A 17,643-nucleotide genomic window follows, 5' to 3' on the forward strand; every position below is an offset into this window, starting at 1 on the left:
AGAGTTGTTTAGGCTGTTCCCCATTAGTACCATTCACTATGAATTGGTCATGGCTGATGTGGATAGAACCAGTGGTCGTAAATCGGCTCGTAGGAGTGTCGGATTCTCTCCAGTTATGGTGGGTCAACGACAAATGCTGAACTGGTTATCCGAATTAGCTCCGGTGATAACCCATCAGGGATGGCAACGGGACGGTAACGGAACTAGCCAACTTAGGCAATGGTTGGGATTAGCCAAGGACAAGAAAAACAAGGACCAACAGACACCAGCAACTCATGCTGTTGATGGAGTAACCCTGGCAGCGTTTGAATTCATCCAATGGCGGGAATGGCACTCTGATAATGCCAAGCACGGCGGATGGTGTGGCAATGTTCAGGTCACACCTGCACCATTTGCGATAATCCGTAGACCGCCAATTAGCCGTAGACAGTTACACCTATGTGTTCCATCTAAGGGCGGTAAACGGCGCAAATATGGCGGCACAGTTACCCGCCATGGCTTCAGGAAAGGTGACAAGGTTATAGCCGAAAAAGCCGGAAAGACTTACATCGGTTGGTGTTCTGGAGACACAGAGAAACAAGTTTCAGTTAGTGATGTTAACTGGAAACGACTAGGGCAGTTTACTGTCAAAAAAGTCCAGTTGTTGCAGCGAAGCACAGGGTTAATCGTTCGCCGCCAAGCGAAGTCGAAATGTCGTGCCTTCACCTGGATTGTCAAATCTCCCCTTATTGAAAGGGTCGATTTGACCGCTATCCCTCTCCACCCTGCTTCGCTGAGGGTGGAGTCTCACGCGAATACGATGAGTACAACAGCCGTCAATCCTTTTTTAGCGGGAAATTTTGCCCCAGTACAGGACGAAATCACAGCGGATGAACTAACCGTCATTGGTGAACTTCCTGCCGACTTATCCGGGATGTTTGTCCGCAATGGTCCAAATCCTCAGTTTCCCCCTATCGGTCACTATCACTGGTTTGATGGCGATGGGATGTTACATGGGGTGCAGATTAGTAATGGTACAGCATCTTACCGCGATCGCTATGTCCGGACTCCAGGGTTTGAGAAAGAGCGAGAAGCGGGTCATGCTATCTGGACAGGGTTAATGGAACCTCCCAAGGACGAGAATTCCCCACCTTCGATTAAAAATGTTGCGAATACCTCTGTTATCTGGCATTCTGGTCATTTTCTGGCGCTGTGGGAAGGGGGGGAACCCTACGCGATTAAGCTTCCGGAGTTAGAAACGATTGGTGCTTATACGTTCGAGGGCAAGTTAGCCTCTCCTTTCACGGCGCATCCCAAGATTGATCCAGTGACAGGCGAAATGATGTTTTTTGGCTACTCACCCATGCAGCCACCGTTCTTAACATACAGCATTGTTTCGCGATCGGGTGAGTTGGTGCGTACTGTGCCAATTGACTTGCCAGAACCGGTAATGATGCACGATTTTGCCATTACCCAAGATTACACCCTGTTTATGGATCTGCCGATGGTGTTTAATCCCCAGGGAGAAGCCATGATTCAGTTTAAATCCGAACGTCCCAGTCGGTTTGGTATTGTTCCCCGTCACGGTGATAATAGCAGTATCCGTTGGTTTGAGAGTCCGTCCTGCTTTGTTTTCCATACGCTGAATGCCTATCAGGAAGGGGATGAGGTGGTGCTGATTGCCTGTCGGATGAATTCGACGACGGTGTTAACCTCTTCTGAAGAGACTGGGGGTGAAGCTGGGGCGAATGAAGCTCGGCTGTATCAGTGGCGGTTTAATCTTCGCACAGGCAAAGTGCAGGAAAAGCCACTGGATGAACGTATCTCAGATTTCCCCCGCCTTAATGAACAGTTAATCGGACGCAAAATGCGCTATGGTTACACAGCAAAGATGGCAGATAATCCGATGCCGTTGTTTGAGGGTGTGATTAAATATGATTTTGACAATGGCACATCCCAAGTTCACCACTATGGGGCGGGACGTTATGGCGGTGAGGCGGTATTTGCGCCACGTCCGAATGGAACGGCTGAAGATGATGGCTGGTTAGTCACGTTTGTCCATGATGAGAATTCAGAAACCTCTGAACTGGTGGTGTTGAATGCTCAAGACTTGACGGCTGAACCTGTGGCGCGGGTTGTGATGCCTCAACGTGTTCCTTATGGGTTTCATGGGACTTGGGTGAGTCAAGAACAGTTAATTCATTCAATTTAAGCTTAGGTAAGGGCGGGTTTTGTTGAAATGTTATCGGTAAGCCCATCTTTTTAAGGGCTAAACCCGCCCCTACAGGGTGAAGGTCTTGAGAGTTATGTGCTTTCAAATTTCATATTCCCCTTTATAACTGAGTCCGCGCAGGCGGACTACCCTTCGGGAAGGCTTCGCATACATTTGTGTAGCTGTGACTTCCTCCTCGCCAATATCTCTATTAGTTTTTTGGACACACGCTCCGGCTTTCGCCAATCTGGAGATCAACACAACCTGCATAGTCCATCGCTGGAGTATTAGCTGGTTTGAACACTAATAGTGCTGTTGTACCCGATGCATCTCCATGCTTAATTAATAAGTCCCCCTCTAAGAACCCTACATAGCCAATTGTGTCCAACGAATAGGTAGAAAATTCATCTGGTAAAGGTTGAGAACCTGGCACTTGGACTCGATAGATGGCGTAAGCACCCGGTTGGGGATTGATAATGAAAACGGCACTAAAATTCGTCGCCGCAAAATAATCGAGAACTACGCCAACCGCAATGTTACCTGTTTCTGGGTCAACGCTAATGCTATTTCTGACAAAACGTTGACCCCTCATAACTTTTTCAACCGGATTGTAGGTTTCAGGATCGATACTATTCATCAGCCGCACGTTTAGCTCATTAACGTTAATGCTATACGTCTCTCCCTGCCATTCCCATTGCAGTTGTGTGCCATCGGAAACGATTTCAACCGATTCAGGAATAGTTGATGCGTTGAGGCTTGCTGGTGGCGAACCTTGGGCAATTTTAATAGAGTCAGCTATAAATTGGGTTGGGTTGGATTGACTTGTTTGTTCTTTTTGTTCTACCCTTTTTACCTCGACTTCTCCAATACTGGGAGGCAATTTAACCATGGAAATGGTGTAGCTAAAAATTGTGACAAACAGAAAGATAATATATTGAGATACTTTTGATTTCATTGGCATTCTAGAATAATCTTAAGTAACTATTCAGGAAATATAGACGCTTTTTAACTCCCCTTGTTCCATGGCATATTCGTATTCAACAATTCAGCGCCTAGATAAGGCAAGTGATAAGCTGTCCATATTGCCAAAATGTAGAGATGCACTAGGGCGCACTGGATTATAGCCGAACAGATACTATAACTCTAGGATGAGGTAGAACAGAAGTACAAGCCTTATACTAGGCTCAATAGTTTTACTAAGTTAAAGAGATAGGTATGGATTTGCAAAACATTCAAGAAAAAGGAAAAAATGTAGTGAATCAAGTCACTCATACGCTGGAAGAAAAAGGACAACAGGTTAAAGAACAGGTAGTTAATGCTACTCAAGATAAAGCATCAGAGTTGTCTGAGGAGGCGATAACGGCGGCTGTTGATCGCGCTGTCAATGTGATGCAAATTGCTAGCAAGCGGGTTATTGAAAAAGAGATTCCCACGGAAAATGTATCCTTAGAAGTTAGTGTGAATGTGGGGGGGTTAGGTGAACTAAAAATGAAAGCAGATGTGCCTAAAGCGGGAGAATTTCAAAAGCTTGATGTGGATGTTGCGGAAACAGAATAAGCATGGGGTAAACCAGCAGGTACTTCGCTTTTTGTGATGCAGGAGAGCAATGTAGAGACGTAGCATGCTACGTCTGGGAGCAGGGGAGCAGAGGAGCAGGGGAGCAGGGGAAGAAGAAATTACATTTAAAGCTTAAAGGTGACATACACTTCATTAAGCTCCCCTTTTTTAGCTATGCATTAGTCACACAAAGCCGATAGTCGGAAATGGTGCTAAATTCAATCTTAATTGGCTGTTTTAAGCGTAAACAAGGTTAATTCAGGTCGGGCATTAATCCGCATAGGAACTTTGCTAAAACCAATCCCTCGGTTGACATAAAGGCGATTTCCTGATTGACCAAAGTCTTCAACCCAGCCAGCAACATGCACCAAATCTTCTTCATCATAAGTCAGTAAAAACCAGACAGGTGTTAAGTCAAAGGGTAAGAGGCGAATTTGTCCGCCGTGGGTATGTCCGGCAACGGCTAAAGGCGCAGTATTGGCAGGCAAAGCCTCAAAGGAGTTAGGATTGTGCATCATCACTAATCTAGGAGCCGCTTCTGGTAATTCAGTTAATGCCTTTTTCGGTTTATCTTCTTTGGCTTTGTGAGAATCAATACCGACCAAATAGAGGGGATAAGTAGGTTGATGGAAATAAACTCAACCATGTTAAGTTATGTTAACAAGCCTCAAACCCTTACAAATGAAGAATGACGAATGACGAATGACGAATGACGATCCCCACCGTTAACTTTAATTGTCCCCACCTACTTACTGGTTTTGAGTCGTGTCCAGACTTGGGTTATTATTTCCTGGCGTTGCTAATGGTACAGCTTCGTTTTTTAAGACGTTTACACCCACAGATTCCAACGCTTCCCGCACTTGTGTAGATAACTTTTCATTCTTCGGATGGTGCTGCGAATGGAGGGCATAATCATGATTACCCAATACAGCATAGGTTGGTATATTCGCTTCGATGAGTGGATACACCAGTTGAGCAACTTTATCTAATTCCGCCTCAGGATTTTTACCGGGTTCATAAATAAAATCACCCGTTATTAATACAAGATCAGGACGTTCCTTAACCAGTTGTTGAACAATGCGGCGAATCGTGCGTGTATTATCAAGCCATAGTCCAACCTGAAAATCTGAGATAAGTCCAACCTGTTTCCCCTGCCATTTTTGGGGCAAATCAGGAATTTGACCAATCTGCTTTTCCTTATCAATCCAGTAGGGTTCAATGATCACACCCCAAACCAGGTACGCCATCGCAATGGTTAACAAGCCGAGAATCGTATATTTAAGTTTATTGGACTTGCTCAAAGTCGTCAGACTAAACTTATTCATCGCCAGTTGGTAGGGCTTGGGGTATTACTGTTAATTCTAGGGTTTCACCATTTCGTTGCACTTCTAATGGCAAGGGATTATCGACGCCATTTGCCTCAACTAACTGCTGAACGGTTTCCGCCTCGGTTACAGATTGATTGTTAATTTCTTGGATAACATCACCCGCTTTTAATCCCGCCTCATCAGCCGGAGAATTCGGCATAACCCGGACAATCAGGATTCCTTCGTCTGCCTGAATTTGCATCGTATTGTTGGGATTATTATTGATTTTTTGTTTAATTTCTGGCGTCAGCGCTACCATTTGAATACCGAGGTAAGGATGCTCAACTTTTCCTTTAGTAATCAGTTGTTGGGCAATTTGCTTGGCGATGTCAATGGGTATGGCAAAACCGAGTCCTTGCGCTCCTTGGATAATGGCAGTATTCACGCCAATTACTTCACCTCGCGCATTCAGTAAAGGTCCGCCAGAGTTACCGGGGTTTATGGCTGCGTCGGTTTGAATGAAGCCAATTCGTTTATCGGGAACACCAACTTCGCTACTGGAACGGTCAATCCCACTAATTACCCCGACGGTTACTGTTTCTTGTAACCCTAAAGGATTACCGATCGCGATCGCCCATTGTCCGGTTTGTAACCCTTGCGAATTGCCCAGTTCCACGGTTGGCAAGTCGTCGGCGGATACTTTGACTACGGCAATATCAGTCACGGGATCTTCGCCTAACACTTCACCTTCAAATGTGCGACCATCGGGAAAGGATACCCTCACCGTGTCGGCTTTATTAACAACGTGAGCATTGGTAATAATTTCTCCATTATCACTAATCACAAAACCGGAACCAATACCGCGCACGGTGCGTTCTTGAGGCTGGGGAACCGCGCCACCAAAAAAGCGCCGGAAGAAGGGGTCATTAAAGGCATCGGGAATCTGGGTTTCTACGGTTTTTTCTGTATTAATTCGCACCACGGCGGGTTCAACGTTGTTCACTACATCAACGACAAAGTTGGTATCTTCAGGGGTTGGCTCTAGGGCGCGATCGCGGATATCATTGGTATCTTCAACAACTTGAGCTGTGGTTTGTTGCTCAGAAGAGACGGTGGATGGGTTAGAGCAGCCTGCGACACCCAAAATGGTAATCCCTGTGCCAATCAGGGATAGCACGCCGTAAAAACTGGCTGTTCGCTTTCCCGGTTGTTGAGTTCCATCATAAAAACGAGTGGGGTTGCGATCGCAGGATTTTGATTTCATGCTGCTTTATTCTCCTTATGGTGCAAATGAGCAGTATAGTTCTTGTTTAAGATTTAGCGGTTTACCGCTGTATTTGTCATCTGTCTAAAGAGTTCTATATTCTCGATTAGAGCTAACCCCGTTCAGGGCGATTGAAATCGCGGCTACTTGGGAATTAATTTCTGACTGATTAATTAAAATTGGCTTATGTTAGTTGGCGATGATTAAATCTGTAGGGGCGGGTTTTACCAAAAACGTAACAGTTGTAGGAATTAACGTATCTAAACCCGCCCCCTCTCCACCGCAATCGTGCCAAACAATTATGCCTAATCAGGACATTTTACCAACATCATAAATCTGTTATCTGGGATAGTTATTTGTCATTTGTCATACTCAAGGGAGCGAGAAGCAAGCTACGTCTTCTGTAAAGAATTGAATAGAGTTGGATTTACAGCGCTTTGCAAGTAAGTGAGGTACACAGACAGATCCCCGACTTCGTAGGAGTTGTCGGGGATCTTGCTTAGAGACTGTACCTGATCACTACTGATCTGGATCGATACCGTGGGAAAGTAACAATTCTTTAAGACGCTGCGATCGCTGTTGTTCGGTTTCAGCGCGTTGTCGTTCGGTTTCAGCGCGTTGTCGTTCAGATTCAGCACGTTGTCGTTCAGATTCAGCACGTTGTCGCTCAGTTTCAAGTTCTCCTTGAGCAACAGCCTCCCGTTCAGTTGGGGTTAAAATCCAATTACCTTCAGCATCGTACCAACGTAGCCATAGACGATTAATTCCTTCGTATTCTCCTGACCACAAACCCAAACCTAATTCTAATGGGGGAATCCAAATCCTCGGTTCCGTTAACTCCAACTCTTGGTAAAAACCCCCTGTAAGGGCAAAACCTCTTAAGCGATCGCGATAGCGGTCAAATACAATATAATAAGGAACGCCGATAATCTGCTCATATACTTCCCATTTCGTCGGCGGTTCGCTACTCAGGCGTGTGGTTCTACCCAAGTCTTCTTTTTCTGTTCCCGGTGACAAGAATTCCACTATCACCGTTGGACGTACCAATTCTTGCCACATCACATAACTTAATCGTAAATCCTGATTATCATAAAGTTTTGGCACTCCGACTACCCCAAACCAATCGGGTCGTTTATACCAAGAATAGTGACGCACATCGTAGTAGAGGTTCATATCCCCAGCACTAAATACCTCATCGGGTGGGTAGTTACTAGGACAAAAGGTGAGACTGAGTAAAGGGGGTTGGCGGTAGTGGAATTCGTCAGGCAAACCAGGTTCCTCCGGATTTTCGCTAGGTAAATCATACATCGTGGGCAGGGTTTCTCTGGGAGAACGTGGTGGTTCACTTTGCTCGACTGGGTATTTGAATGGTTTGATTGGCATGACGTATTGCCTCAAGACTTTACAATCTATGATAATTCGGTCAGTCTAGTGCAAGCAGGCAGAATGCTCTAGAGTTTCTGTTAGCGTAGCATTTATTCTTTCCTTTGAATAAGAGCTAGTTTTGTTGAGTAGTTATCAGTAGCAAACTTACCTGAATGGCTAAACCCGACCCGAAGATTTACGGATTACTCAGCATAGGTAACTAATGTAGCGGATGTTGATCAAATTATACATAACAATGGGTAAATGATTAATGACTAATGACTGATGGATATCCAACTCCTCCTAATTACCCTATTTGCTGCTACTCTAACCATGCTGGCGACAGGTTTGGGTGCTGTACCCTTTTTCTTTTTTCCCAATCTATCCTCACATTGGTCTGAACGAGGTTATGCTTTTGCCAGTGGGGTTATGCTTTCCGCATCGGTTTTTGACCTGATTTTTCCGGCGATTCAACGCGGCGGTTACACCCAAGGGGTCATCGGTTTGGTTATTGGTACTATCTTTTTTATTATCAGTGAATCCTGGCTAGGCGATCGCGAACCGAAAATTGGGGATATCCGGGGAGCTTCCGCACGGCGAGTGCTTTTAATTCTGGGAACGTTGTTTATTCATAGTTTCCCTGAAGGTGTAGCGGTAGGTGTTGGCTACGGTGCGGGTAAAACTTCCTCACAATTAGGTCTTTTATTAGCCCTAGCAATTGGCATCCAAAATATCCCCGAAGGCGTAGCAGTTGCCCTACCTTTGCGGGCTGAAGGTGTGCCTGTTTCCCGGTGCATTCTTTGGGCAATTTTTTCCAGTTTACCTCAACCGATCGCGGCTATTCCAGCTTTACTCGCTGTGTCGTTCTTTCAGCAACTATTGCCCTATGCTTTAGCATTTGCGGCGGGGGCGATGGGTTTTCTGGTATTTACTGAGTTAATTCCAGAAGGGTTGGAAGGAGGGCGTCGCCAGGAAACGGGAATTATTATTGCGTCGGGGTTTTTGCTGATGATGTTGATTCATACGTTGGTTTAGTTGGTCATTTGTCATTTGTCATTTGTCATGTGTAATACTTGCGAAGCGAGTATGACCAATGACGATCCTCGCCATTAACTTTAATTGTTACCATCTACTTAGCGTTTTTAGATCGGCGTAGCCCTTTATCCAATTCCATTGCCCAAATCACAATCGTACTCATGGCGAGACTGATGCCTAAATCATACAATGACAACCCTGTCGTATTAAAAATATCCTGTAAGAAGGGGACATATACCACCGCCAGTTGTAATAAAAAGGTTAAAATAACCGCACCTAATAAGGGCTTATTTGAGAGTAAATTTAAACGGAATATAGATTCTCGCTCCGATCTCATGCTTTCAGCTAAACCGATGCGGGAAAATGCCAATATACTAAATACCATCGTTTGCCACGCCGCTTGACCTGTAAACCAATAGTGATAATCGACTACTAATAAAACAAGCCCCAGCAGTAACCCAATCCAAACAATATCTCGACCCACTCCCCGACTAAAGACACTCTCTTGGGGATTATGAGGTGGACGGGACATGATATTCGGCTCCGCTGGTTCGACGCCTAATGCTAATGCTAATAATCCATCAGCTAATAAATTAATCCAGAGAATTTGTAAGGGAAGCAGTGGTAAAGGCATCCCCAAGAATGGCGCTAAGATAATTACCCACAGTTCCCCACAATTCCCGGTTAATGTATATTTAATAAATTTGCGGACGTTATCGTAAATGACTCGTCCTTCTTGAGTCGCTGCTACAATCGTGGCAAAGTTATCATCTAACAGCACCATATCTGCCGCTTCTTTCGCCACATCTGTACCCGTTAACCCCATGGCTACGCCAATCTCAGCTTTTTTCAAAGCAGGTGCATCGTTGACACCATCCCCTGTCATTGCCACAACCTGTCCCCGATTTTGCAGCGCTTGGACAATTTCTAATTTGTTCTGTGGCGAAACTCTGGCATAAACAGACACCTGATCAACTTTTTCGGTTAACTCTGATACTGATAGTTTGGCGATATCCTGACCCGTTAACATTAAACCATTGGTAGAAATACCCACGTCTGAGGCAATATGGCGAGCAGTTAAGGGGTGATCGCCAGTAATCATGATCGGGCGAATTCCGGCTTTTTGACAGGTTAGAACCGCCTGTTTGACTTCCGGGCGCGGCGGATCGATCATGCCAATCATGCCGATAAAAATTAGGTCTTTTTCGAGAATATCTTCATGTCGTTCTAGGGGAAGTGTGGCGAGGAGGTGAGATTCTATGGGACGAACGGCGATACCGAGGACACGGATTCCATTTTCAGCGAGTTGGTTGTTGGCATGAGAAAGTTTTTCATACCAACTATCGTTTAAGGGGGTAATCTGATCATTGAGCCAAATCTGGCTAGAAATCTCTAAGAGACTATCAACGGCACCTTTGGTAAAGGCAATATAGGGCGTATGATTAAACAGTAATTCCCAAGGCTTAAGCCAACTTAGCTCATCGGGAAGTTTGTCCGTGGTGGTGGGGAGTTCGTGAACCGTAGTCATCCGCTTTCGTTCAGCGTCGAAAGGAACCTCGGTTATTCGTTCAAAGACATGTTCTATATCCGTTTTCCATAAACCAAAACGGGTGGCGGCGACAATTAGAGCGGTTTCTGTGGGATCACCGAGAACCTGAATCGGGTTGGATTGCTCCAGATGGAACTCTGCGATCGCATCATTACACAACGTCGCTGCCGTGAGTAGTAAGGCGGTTGTCGGTTCCTTTTTTAACCGTTGCGACTGTTCATCCTTTTCCGAGGGAATCATTAACTCATCGAGTTCTGGCATGGTTAACTCAATTTGATGCCCAATCATGTCTAGACGAGTAACCGTCATCCGATTTTGGGTGAGGGTACCGGTTTTGTCTGAACAAATCGTGGTGACTGAACCCAAGGTTTCTACAGCGGGTAATTTCCGAATCAGGGCTCGCTGTTTCAGCATCCGTTGAGCGCCCAAGGCTAAGGCGATGGTGACAACGGCGGGTAATCCTTCGGGAATCGCGGCTACTGCTAAACTAACTGCCATGAGGAACATTAAGCGAACCGATTCGCCTTGGAGTAGCCCCAACCCAAAGATAACCAGGACTAGAATTAAAATCGCGATCGCTAATACCCATCCCAGTTGATCTAACCGTTGCTGGAGGGGGGTGGCTTCCCGTTCTATCCCCTGAATCGCTTTGGCAATCTGACCCAGTTCCGTCTTCATGCCTGTTTCGGTGACGACGGCTAATGCCCGCCCATAGCTAATCACTGTACCCATATACGCCATGTTCTGCCGTTCTGCCAAAGGCAGATTCGCCGTGGCAATCCGTTGGGCAAATTTATCGATGGGTTCAGATTCCCCAGTGAGTGAGGCTTCTGAGGTGCGGAGGTTGCTACTTTCGAGCAACCGACAGTCAGCCGGGACTAAGTTTCCAGCTTCTAGGATAACGATGTCCCCTGGTACCAGTTCACGAGCGGACAGTTGTTCCAGGATGCCATCGCGACGCACTTTCACCGTAGGAACCGCCAGCTTTTTCAGCGCCGCGATCGCACGTTCAGCTTGGTATTCTTGGCGAAAACCGAGGATAGCATTAAATACCACAATTGCGAAAATCGCGATCGCATCCTTATATTCACCTAACACCGCCGAAACCACCGCCGCCACAATCAACACCACCACCACGGTGGCGGTAAACTGCTCCCAGAGAATTTTCCAGGGACTTTCCAGGGGGCGATCAGTTAACTCATTGAGTTTGTAGATGTCCTGACGTTGCCGAGCCTCGTTTTCACTTAACCCGATGGCGGCATCGGTATTAAGCTGTTTGAGAACATCGACAAGATTAAGAGTGTACCAGGTAGTCATTGGTCATTCGTCCTTTGTCCGTTGTCCGTTGTCATTAGTCCTTTGTCTTTTGTCCGGTTCAAAAATAGCCAATGACCAATGACTAAAGATTTAACCCCTGTCCATCCTCACCCTGAGCGAAGCCGAAGGGCTGGCGCTGAGGGTGAGGACTTCCGCGATTACGTTAATCCTCTAAATCTTCATTACTTGCCACACTACCACCACTAACGGTTACCAAGTCAATTTGTTGACGGTAATAATCCACGCTCTTGACTTGAACTTCGACATGATCGCCCAATCGATACGCCGTGCGGTTTTTCCGACCAACTAAACAAGCATGACGAGACCGATATTCGTACCAGTCATCTTTCAGGGAACTGACGTGAACCAATCCTTCCACCAACAAATCTTCAATTTCGACAAAGAAGCCATAGGATTGCACACCTGTAATTAAACCACTGAAGACATGACCCGTGCGTTCTTTCATTTGCTCGGCTTTTTTCAAACCCTCTAAATCAATCTCCGCATCTTCGGTGAGTTTTTCCCGGTCATTGAGATGGGGAACCAAGGTGCTTAATTGACTTTCTAACTCCTGTTGAGTGTCAGGGGGTAAAACATTCCAGTTAATGTTGCCATGGGCGCTACTATGGTGGAGATTCACCCGATCTTTCGACCGAGTGGTACGGCGATCGCGTCCTTCGCTAAAGGTATATTCTAAGACCCGTTGAACAAATAAATCTCCATAGCGCCATCCGGGGGAGATAGCGTGGCAATAGCTGGTATCCAAGGCTAAACCAAAGTGCAATCCAGGCTTAGAACCATAGGCGATCGGTTTTAAGGTTCCCTCAAGTAAGTGATTTAGAACTTTAGCCGCCGTTGATTTCGCCAAGAGTTGGGTCAAGCGCTGATAATCTTGGGATGTGACATCCTCCTCCAAGGATTGCTCGGCATCCAGTCCCAAATTGCTGGCTAACTTGAGTAAGTCTTCCAGTCGTTCTAAATCGGGAGTTGGATGAACACAATAAATCCCTGGCAAGGATAAGGCGTGCAAATGGGACGCTACCACTTGATTTGCCAGTATCATCAATTCTGCTAAGAGCGATCGCAAGGGCATCGAACCTGAAACCATGATCGCCCCTTGGCGTCCTTCATCTTTACTGTGGGGAATGGGTCGAGCAATGGCTTCTTTGGGCAGTGTTCCATTCAATTCAAACGCGCCCCGTTGCTGTCGCACGGCTCTGAGTGCTGGAGATAAGCTGAAGAAGAGTTCTTTGAGTTTGTCTACAATCGGTGCGAGTTCGGGTTCGCTCTCTTCATGTCCGCCCAACAACGCCTGTGCCTGTTCATAACTGAGTTGGTGATCCACTTGGATGACACTAGGTTGAATTTCAAATTCAACCAGTTGTCCAGAGTCCGTTAACGTCAGCAGTACTGACAGGGTTAAACGATCTTCACCGGGTACTAGAGACACCTGAGACAAGAGTTTTTCCGGGAGCAGGGGGAGAACCGTATCTCCCAAATACACAGCCGTTCCTCGCTTTCGTGCCTCTCTATCTAGGGGTGAGTCTAGGGGTATCCAATGGGCGACATCGGCGATATGGATACCTACCTGCCAATTTCCGGTCTTGGTTTTTTCTAGGGTAAAGGCATTTTCGACAATGGCGTTATCTGGGGAGCCTGACTCGTCTTCTATCGTCATCGTCAGCCGTTTCCGCAGATCCAGGCGATTTTTTAAGTCTGTTTTGCGGAGGGAATCGGGTAAGGCTTCAAGCGCTTGCAGTAAGGAATCGGGGAACTGGCGGCGGAGGTCATGTTTACAACAGACAATATCCGTATCAGCGGCGTCTTCGGCATCACTTCCTAAAATGCGAGCCACTTTGCCCAGGGGTGGGTTTTGTCCCAGGGGATAGCGCAGAACTTGCACATGAACCAGATGCTCCACCGCCTCTTCTAGGGGGGCGCTATTGGGTCGTAAATCCAGTTCAAAGAGCAGGCGGTCATCAAGAGGGACGGCGTGATAACTGCCATCTTCAGTCTGTCTGACTCGTGCGAGTACCGAGGGATTAACTCGTTCGAGAATCAAGCGTACCTGTCCTTCTGGAGAACGGCGACGACTCCCTTCTTTAGTGACTTTCACCAAAACGCGATCGCCATTCCAAGCACTACTGAGATGATTCTTTTGAATGTAAATATCATCAGCGCCTTCAACATCTTGAATGGCAAAGCAAAATCCTTTACTGGAGCAGCGCAGTTTGGCTTCGACCACATCCTCTTCATAGACTCGTCGATATCGACCTCGTTCTTTTTCCAAAATGCCAACTTTCTCTAGCACATCCAGAGCAATCTGGAGTTTTTGCAGACTTTCGGAGTCCTGACACCCCAGTTTCTTCTCTAAAACTTTGGGGGCGACTGATTTGTCATCGGTCAAATTGGAGAGTAATGTAGCGATTGAAAATTCCATCCAACAATCCTTTTTCTTTGATCCGGCGTTTACTTGAATTTGCCTAGTGGCAAGACGCTCACCTAGAAGTGACGCTTTCCCATCACCAGTCCAAACCTGGAGAGTCAATGGGTAGCGGTGCGAACTGTATCCGTGATAGTCCGTTGACTGAAACTGACGCTCAAATCACTCTTAAAAGAAGGGCTACAGAGAATCCCATGGAGTTGATGTCAAAGAGTTTACCGATTAAGAACGCTAGGGTAACGGTAATGGCATCGCTTACCAGGAGAGCTATTTTCTTTTTAGAGAGCGATCGCGCCTTATCTGACGGAGCAGTCATCATCTCGTAGGTCTTAGGCTGGTCAGGTAAGGGCTAAATTCCAAGCCCCCGGAACCTATAGCCGTGGGGTTCCTGACAGAAGAGGATCTGTTCAGAATCAAACCGTCTTTTGCCGACGCGATCGCGATCAAGTGGATAGTGTTTGAGCTATCCAGTTTCAGCTTGACGGACACACCTTAACTCACGACCTGTTACGGATAATTGCCGCTTTTCGCTCGCTTAATCGCGTTGCAGCAAGGATGCGTGAGTTACAGTCAACTGGGGACAGTATGTCATTTATGTCATTATTGTAGATTCTCGTACCGCTACCTTGGAAGTCAACTCTCAAAAGTTATGCATTTATGGCGTTAAATCTCTGTTGTGATGCCGAAGTGCAACAGGCGCAAAGAATTGGTAAATTTGTACTAAATCCCCGTTAATTAAAGGGTGGCTTACGCTTCCCATTCTTGTCCTAGCGAGTTTCCCAAGCCACAGGACTGTCCTTAAGGGTAAATGTAACATTATGTTACATATTTATCCAGACAGGCTCTCACCGTACTAATACTACTGTCGCTGTCTATGCGAACTGTCCGAAATGTACCCTGTCCATGTACTGCGTTGAGTCAAGTTTTATGAATCCTACATTGAATAAATTCCGAGTTTCTTATCCTCAAGGGAGCCTGATCAGTGATCTGTTAGCCATCGATCACGGTCAGTATATCGTGCGCGTCAGCGTGGAAATTGATGGCGTAACCCGATCAACCGGTCTAGCTGCGGCTCAAACGGTGGAACTAGCAGAAGACCAAGCTAGACAACGAGCGATAACTGTTTTAGCGGTGGATCGGGAGAGTTCTACGGACACCGAAACATCTCCACCTCATCGCCACACCCAAACGTCAGTGGCGGCTGCTAAGGTTCCCTCATCCCCTGAGTCAATTCCTAACTCGGCTTCCGCTTTTGCGGCAAAAAGGATGGTATCAACATCGGAGGTTGAAGATACTCCAAGTCCTAGTCCAATCGATACCCACCCGATATCGGCAAAACCCAGTCCACCCCCTGAACCGACGGAACCCCTTCCAGAGACGGTTGAACCACCTTCCCCCCCTGAGGCAAAACCCAGTCCACCCCCTGAACCGACAGTAACGCTTCCTGAGACAGTTGAACCGCTCTCAACGGAGGACGTATCAGCATCAGAGACGCCTCTGTTTAATGAAGAGACACCAACCCCAGTGGGAGTCACTCAATCGTCGTTAGAGCCAGAATCAACACCACCCCCACCTCCTGCACAAAAGGAAGCTGAACCCGATATCCAGAGTCAACCCAAATCCGAAACACCCATTGACTTTTCCGAAATTATTGCCCGAACCAATGTGGAACTCAAACGGCTAGGGTGGACGAATCAACAGGGACGAGATTACCTCGTCGAAACTTATGGTAAGCGATCGCGTCAGTTGTTAACCGATGAAGAGTTACTCGACTTCTTACATCATCTCGAATTAGAACCAACACCCGACTAATCAGATTTGAGGAAAGTAGGGGCGGGTTTAGTCACTTTCGTCTTGCTGTTGATGATAACGTTTGTGCAAAACCCGCCCAAACCGATGTGTAGGGACGGGTTTCACTCTTGCCAATATTAAATTGGCTAGCCCACCGTCGCGGGAGTCCGGGCGGCGGAAGGACGCCGATTAATCACTTGATCAATTAAGCGGTACTCCTTGGCTTCCTCGGCTGACATAAAGAAGTCCCGTTCTGTATCTTCGGCAATTCGATCTAGGGGTTGATCGGTATGTTCAGCCAGAAGCTGATTCAGCCGTTGTTTGTGATACAGGATTTCTTTTGCCTGAATTTCAATATCACTCGCTTGTCCTTGAGCGCCGCCTAAGGGCTGGTGAATCATAATTCTGGAATGGGGTAAGCTCATCCGTTTACCCTTCGCTCCAGCACTCAGCAGAAACGCACCCATACTCGCCGCCAAACCCACACAGATGGTGCAGACATCCGGACGGATTTGATTCATGGTATCGTAAATCCCCATTCCTGCGGTTACAGAACCGCCTGGGGAGTTGATGTAGAGATAAATGTCTTTTTCGGGGTCATCGGCTTCCAGGAACAAGAGTTGAGCCACGATTAGGTTAGCCAAATCTGAATCAACCTGTTGTCCCAGAAAAACGATCCGTTCCCGCAACAGACGAGAGTAGATGTCAAAGGCGCGTTCACCGCGACCCGATTGTTCGATAACTGTAGGAATCATGCCAATTACGGTAATCTTATGCTCATATTCTTTTAGATTGTAGCGATTGACGCCAGATGAGGGGTGGAGGGGTTGAGGGAGATGAGGGAGATAGGGGAGAAATTGTAGAGACGTTCCGGCGGAACGTCTGTTGTAGGGGCGGGTTTTACCATTAACATTAGGTTTTCACTCTGATATCACTAAACCCGCCCCGATTAAAGTGCAAGTCATCTTCAACAAATGACCAATGACAAATGACCATTAAAAAATAATGTCTTGTTCTTTATCTGTAAAGCGAACATCTTGAATATTGAGTCGGGGGTTTTCCAACAAAGTTTTGCGGATACCACCAAATAATGCCAATTGTTCGCACATCGATAGGGAGACAAATTGACGCTGGGAATCTGGAGATAAGCGCAAATCGATGGTAGCGACACTATTATCGAGATTTACGCGATAACCCGTTAAATCCAAATCCCCCGAACTCACTTGGGCGACAACATTTCCCACAGACGCCGTTACCGGAGTTTCTGCTGCAACAGCAACGGGTTCAGGAATAAGGGTTTCACATTGGCTATCAGTGCGGTAAATGTTGAGGGTTATGGTTTCAACAGCATCAGTGGGTTGAGGCGTCGAGGCTGGATTCACCTCCGGGATAACAGAAGAATCCGGTTGGGCGATAAGTGAGGCGGTTGAGTCAGGATTTGCTTGTGGGGGAGAGGATGACGCAGATGACGTTTCGACGGGATTGTCAGGAATTCCTTTACTATTTGCAGCTAGCCAACCCCAGCCACCAACACCAGCAATAATCAATCCTGCGATCGCGGGGATAAAATAGGGGTGAATACGACTCATAGTGGAATGCTGATTGCTTCGGGTAGATGTTCGTAACTATAGGATTCGAGGTAACTGGCTACTCATCCGGAGCAAAATTGGTCAACAGGGAAAAACGCGATCGCACGTTTACCCAACAGGATAGATCCTGTAGGGGCGGGTTTGACAGCCAACGTAACGGTTTTTGGGAATAACGTATCTAAACCCGCCCTCCTCTCCACCCCAATCGTGCAAAAAAATAACCCTACCCAGATGA

The 17,643-nt window shown here is 46.7% G+C and carries 14 protein-coding genes; 4 read left to right on the forward strand and 10 right to left on the reverse strand.

The window, feature by feature from the left end; translation table 11 throughout:
* Positions 1-799: 799 nt before the first annotated feature.
* Positions 800-2,191: a carotenoid oxygenase family protein gene (locus RIC07_RS08655; RefSeq protein WP_446394175.1), complete on the forward strand. Its 1,392-nt coding sequence runs from the start codon at positions 800-802 to the stop codon at positions 2,189-2,191.
* A 211-nt stretch (positions 2,192-2,402) separates the two neighbouring features.
* Here the strand turns inward: RIC07_RS08655 and RIC07_RS08660 are convergent, their stop codons facing one another.
* Positions 2,403-3,146, reverse strand: coding sequence for a hypothetical protein (locus tag RIC07_RS08660; protein ID WP_446394163.1), 744 nt, complete (start codon positions 3,144-3,146; stop codon positions 2,403-2,405).
* 260 nt (positions 3,147-3,406) lie between these two features.
* On the opposite strand from RIC07_RS08660, the gene RIC07_RS08665 reads away from it, so the two are divergent.
* Positions 3,407-3,748, forward strand: coding sequence for a hypothetical protein (locus RIC07_RS08665; RefSeq protein WP_446394164.1), 342 nt, complete (start codon positions 3,407-3,409; stop codon positions 3,746-3,748).
* Positions 3,749-3,972: 224 nt separating this feature from the next.
* Here the strand turns inward: RIC07_RS08665 and RIC07_RS08670 are convergent, their stop codons facing one another.
* The 4 genes from RIC07_RS08670 to RIC07_RS08685 all read right to left on the reverse strand — a co-directional run bounded on the left by RIC07_RS08670 (position 3,973) and on the right by RIC07_RS08685 (position 7,702).
* Positions 3,973-4,353 (reverse strand): hypothetical protein, encoded by a 381-nt coding sequence (locus RIC07_RS08670; protein WP_446394165.1) that lies wholly within the window; start codon positions 4,351-4,353, stop codon positions 3,973-3,975.
* A 144-nt stretch (positions 4,354-4,497) separates the two neighbouring features.
* On the reverse strand, positions 4,498-5,073 hold the full coding sequence (locus RIC07_RS08675; protein WP_446394166.1) for a metallophosphoesterase: 576 nt from the start codon (positions 5,071-5,073) through the stop codon (positions 4,498-4,500).
* Entirely contained in the window at positions 5,066-6,319 is a 1,254-nt protein-coding gene (locus RIC07_RS08680) for an HhoA/HhoB/HtrA family serine endopeptidase (RefSeq protein ID WP_446394167.1), read from the reverse strand. Before RIC07_RS08680 ends, RIC07_RS08675 begins: the two co-directional genes overlap by 8 nt.
* Before the next feature lie 519 nt (positions 6,320-6,838).
* Positions 6,839-7,702 (reverse strand): Uma2 family endonuclease, encoded by an 864-nt coding sequence (locus RIC07_RS08685; protein WP_446394168.1) that lies wholly within the window; start codon positions 7,700-7,702, stop codon positions 6,839-6,841.
* A 267-nt stretch (positions 7,703-7,969) separates the two neighbouring features.
* On the opposite strand from RIC07_RS08685, the gene RIC07_RS08690 reads away from it, so the two are divergent.
* Positions 7,970-8,719: a ZIP family metal transporter gene (locus RIC07_RS08690; RefSeq protein WP_446394169.1), complete on the forward strand. Its 750-nt coding sequence runs from the start codon at positions 7,970-7,972 to the stop codon at positions 8,717-8,719.
* A 94-nt stretch (positions 8,720-8,813) separates the two neighbouring features.
* On the opposite strand, the gene RIC07_RS08695 is transcribed toward RIC07_RS08690, so the two are convergent.
* The 3 genes from RIC07_RS08695 to RIC07_RS08705 form a co-directional block, all read right to left on the reverse strand.
* Positions 8,814-11,585 (reverse strand): cation-translocating P-type ATPase, encoded by a 2,772-nt coding sequence (locus RIC07_RS08695; protein WP_446394170.1) that lies wholly within the window; start codon positions 11,583-11,585, stop codon positions 8,814-8,816.
* 163 nt (positions 11,586-11,748) lie between these two features.
* Positions 11,749-14,025 carry a ribonuclease R family protein gene (locus tag RIC07_RS08700; protein ID WP_446394171.1) on the reverse strand — a complete coding sequence of 759 codons (2,277 nt, stop codon included), beginning with the start codon at positions 14,023-14,025 and terminating at the stop codon, positions 11,749-11,751.
* 160 nt (positions 14,026-14,185) lie between these two features.
* Entirely contained in the window at positions 14,186-14,347 is a 162-nt protein-coding gene (locus tag RIC07_RS08705; RefSeq protein WP_446376483.1) for a hypothetical protein, read from the reverse strand.
* 608 nt (positions 14,348-14,955) lie between these two features.
* On the opposite strand from RIC07_RS08705, the gene RIC07_RS08710 reads away from it, so the two are divergent.
* The gene (locus tag RIC07_RS08710) at positions 14,956-15,840 is read left to right on the forward strand and encodes a hypothetical protein (protein ID WP_446394172.1); all 885 of its coding nucleotides are present in this window, start codon (positions 14,956-14,958) and stop codon (positions 15,838-15,840) included.
* Positions 15,841-15,965: 125 nt separating this feature from the next.
* Here RIC07_RS08710 and clpP read toward each other — a convergent pair whose 3' ends face one another.
* Together clpP and RIC07_RS08720 are read right to left on the reverse strand one after the other, a co-directional pair.
* Positions 15,966-16,574 (reverse strand): ATP-dependent Clp endopeptidase proteolytic subunit ClpP, encoded by a 609-nt coding sequence (clpP, locus tag RIC07_RS08715; RefSeq protein WP_446394173.1) that lies wholly within the window; start codon positions 16,572-16,574, stop codon positions 15,966-15,968.
* 240 nt (positions 16,575-16,814) lie between these two features.
* Entirely contained in the window at positions 16,815-17,408 is a 594-nt protein-coding gene (locus RIC07_RS08720) for a sporulation/spore germination protein (RefSeq protein ID WP_446394174.1), read from the reverse strand.
* Positions 17,409-17,643 lie beyond the last annotated feature (235 nt).

Source organism: Coleofasciculus sp. E1-EBD-02, assembly GCF_040218245.1.
Taxonomy (GTDB): domain Bacteria; phylum Cyanobacteriota; class Cyanobacteriia; order Cyanobacteriales; family Coleofasciculaceae; genus Coleofasciculus.

Coding starts and splice junctions, on each gene's coding strand:
- RIC07_RS08680 (WP_446394167.1), bottom strand. CDS start 6,319: ATGAAATCAAAATCCTGCGATCGCAACCCCACTCGTTTTTATGATGGA.
- RIC07_RS08665 (WP_446394164.1), top strand. CDS start 3,407: ATGGATTTGCAAAACATTCAAGAAAAAGGAAAAAATGTAGTGAATCAA.
- RIC07_RS08695 (WP_446394170.1), bottom strand. CDS start 11,585: ATGACTACCTGGTACACTCTTAATCTTGTCGATGTTCTCAAACAGCTT.
- RIC07_RS08690 (WP_446394169.1), top strand. CDS start 7,970: ATGGATATCCAACTCCTCCTAATTACCCTATTTGCTGCTACTCTAACC.
- RIC07_RS08705 (WP_446376483.1), bottom strand. CDS start 14,347: ATGATGACTGCTCCGTCAGATAAGGCGCGATCGCTCTCTAAAAAGAAA.
- clpP (WP_446394173.1), bottom strand. CDS start 16,574: ATGATTCCTACAGTTATCGAACAATCGGGTCGCGGTGAACGCGCCTTT.
- RIC07_RS08655 (WP_446394175.1), top strand. CDS start 800: ATGAGTACAACAGCCGTCAATCCTTTTTTAGCGGGAAATTTTGCCCCA.
- RIC07_RS08675 (WP_446394166.1), bottom strand. CDS start 5,073: ATGAATAAGTTTAGTCTGACGACTTTGAGCAAGTCCAATAAACTTAAA.
- RIC07_RS08700 (WP_446394171.1), bottom strand. CDS start 14,025: ATGGAATTTTCAATCGCTACATTACTCTCCAATTTGACCGATGACAAA.
- RIC07_RS08720 (WP_446394174.1), bottom strand. CDS start 17,408: ATGAGTCGTATTCACCCCTATTTTATCCCCGCGATCGCAGGATTGATT.
- RIC07_RS08685 (WP_446394168.1), bottom strand. CDS start 7,702: ATGCCAATCAAACCATTCAAATACCCAGTCGAGCAAAGTGAACCACCA.
- RIC07_RS08710 (WP_446394172.1), top strand. CDS start 14,956: ATGAATCCTACATTGAATAAATTCCGAGTTTCTTATCCTCAAGGGAGC.
- RIC07_RS08660 (WP_446394163.1), bottom strand. CDS start 3,146: ATGAAATCAAAAGTATCTCAATATATTATCTTTCTGTTTGTCACAATT.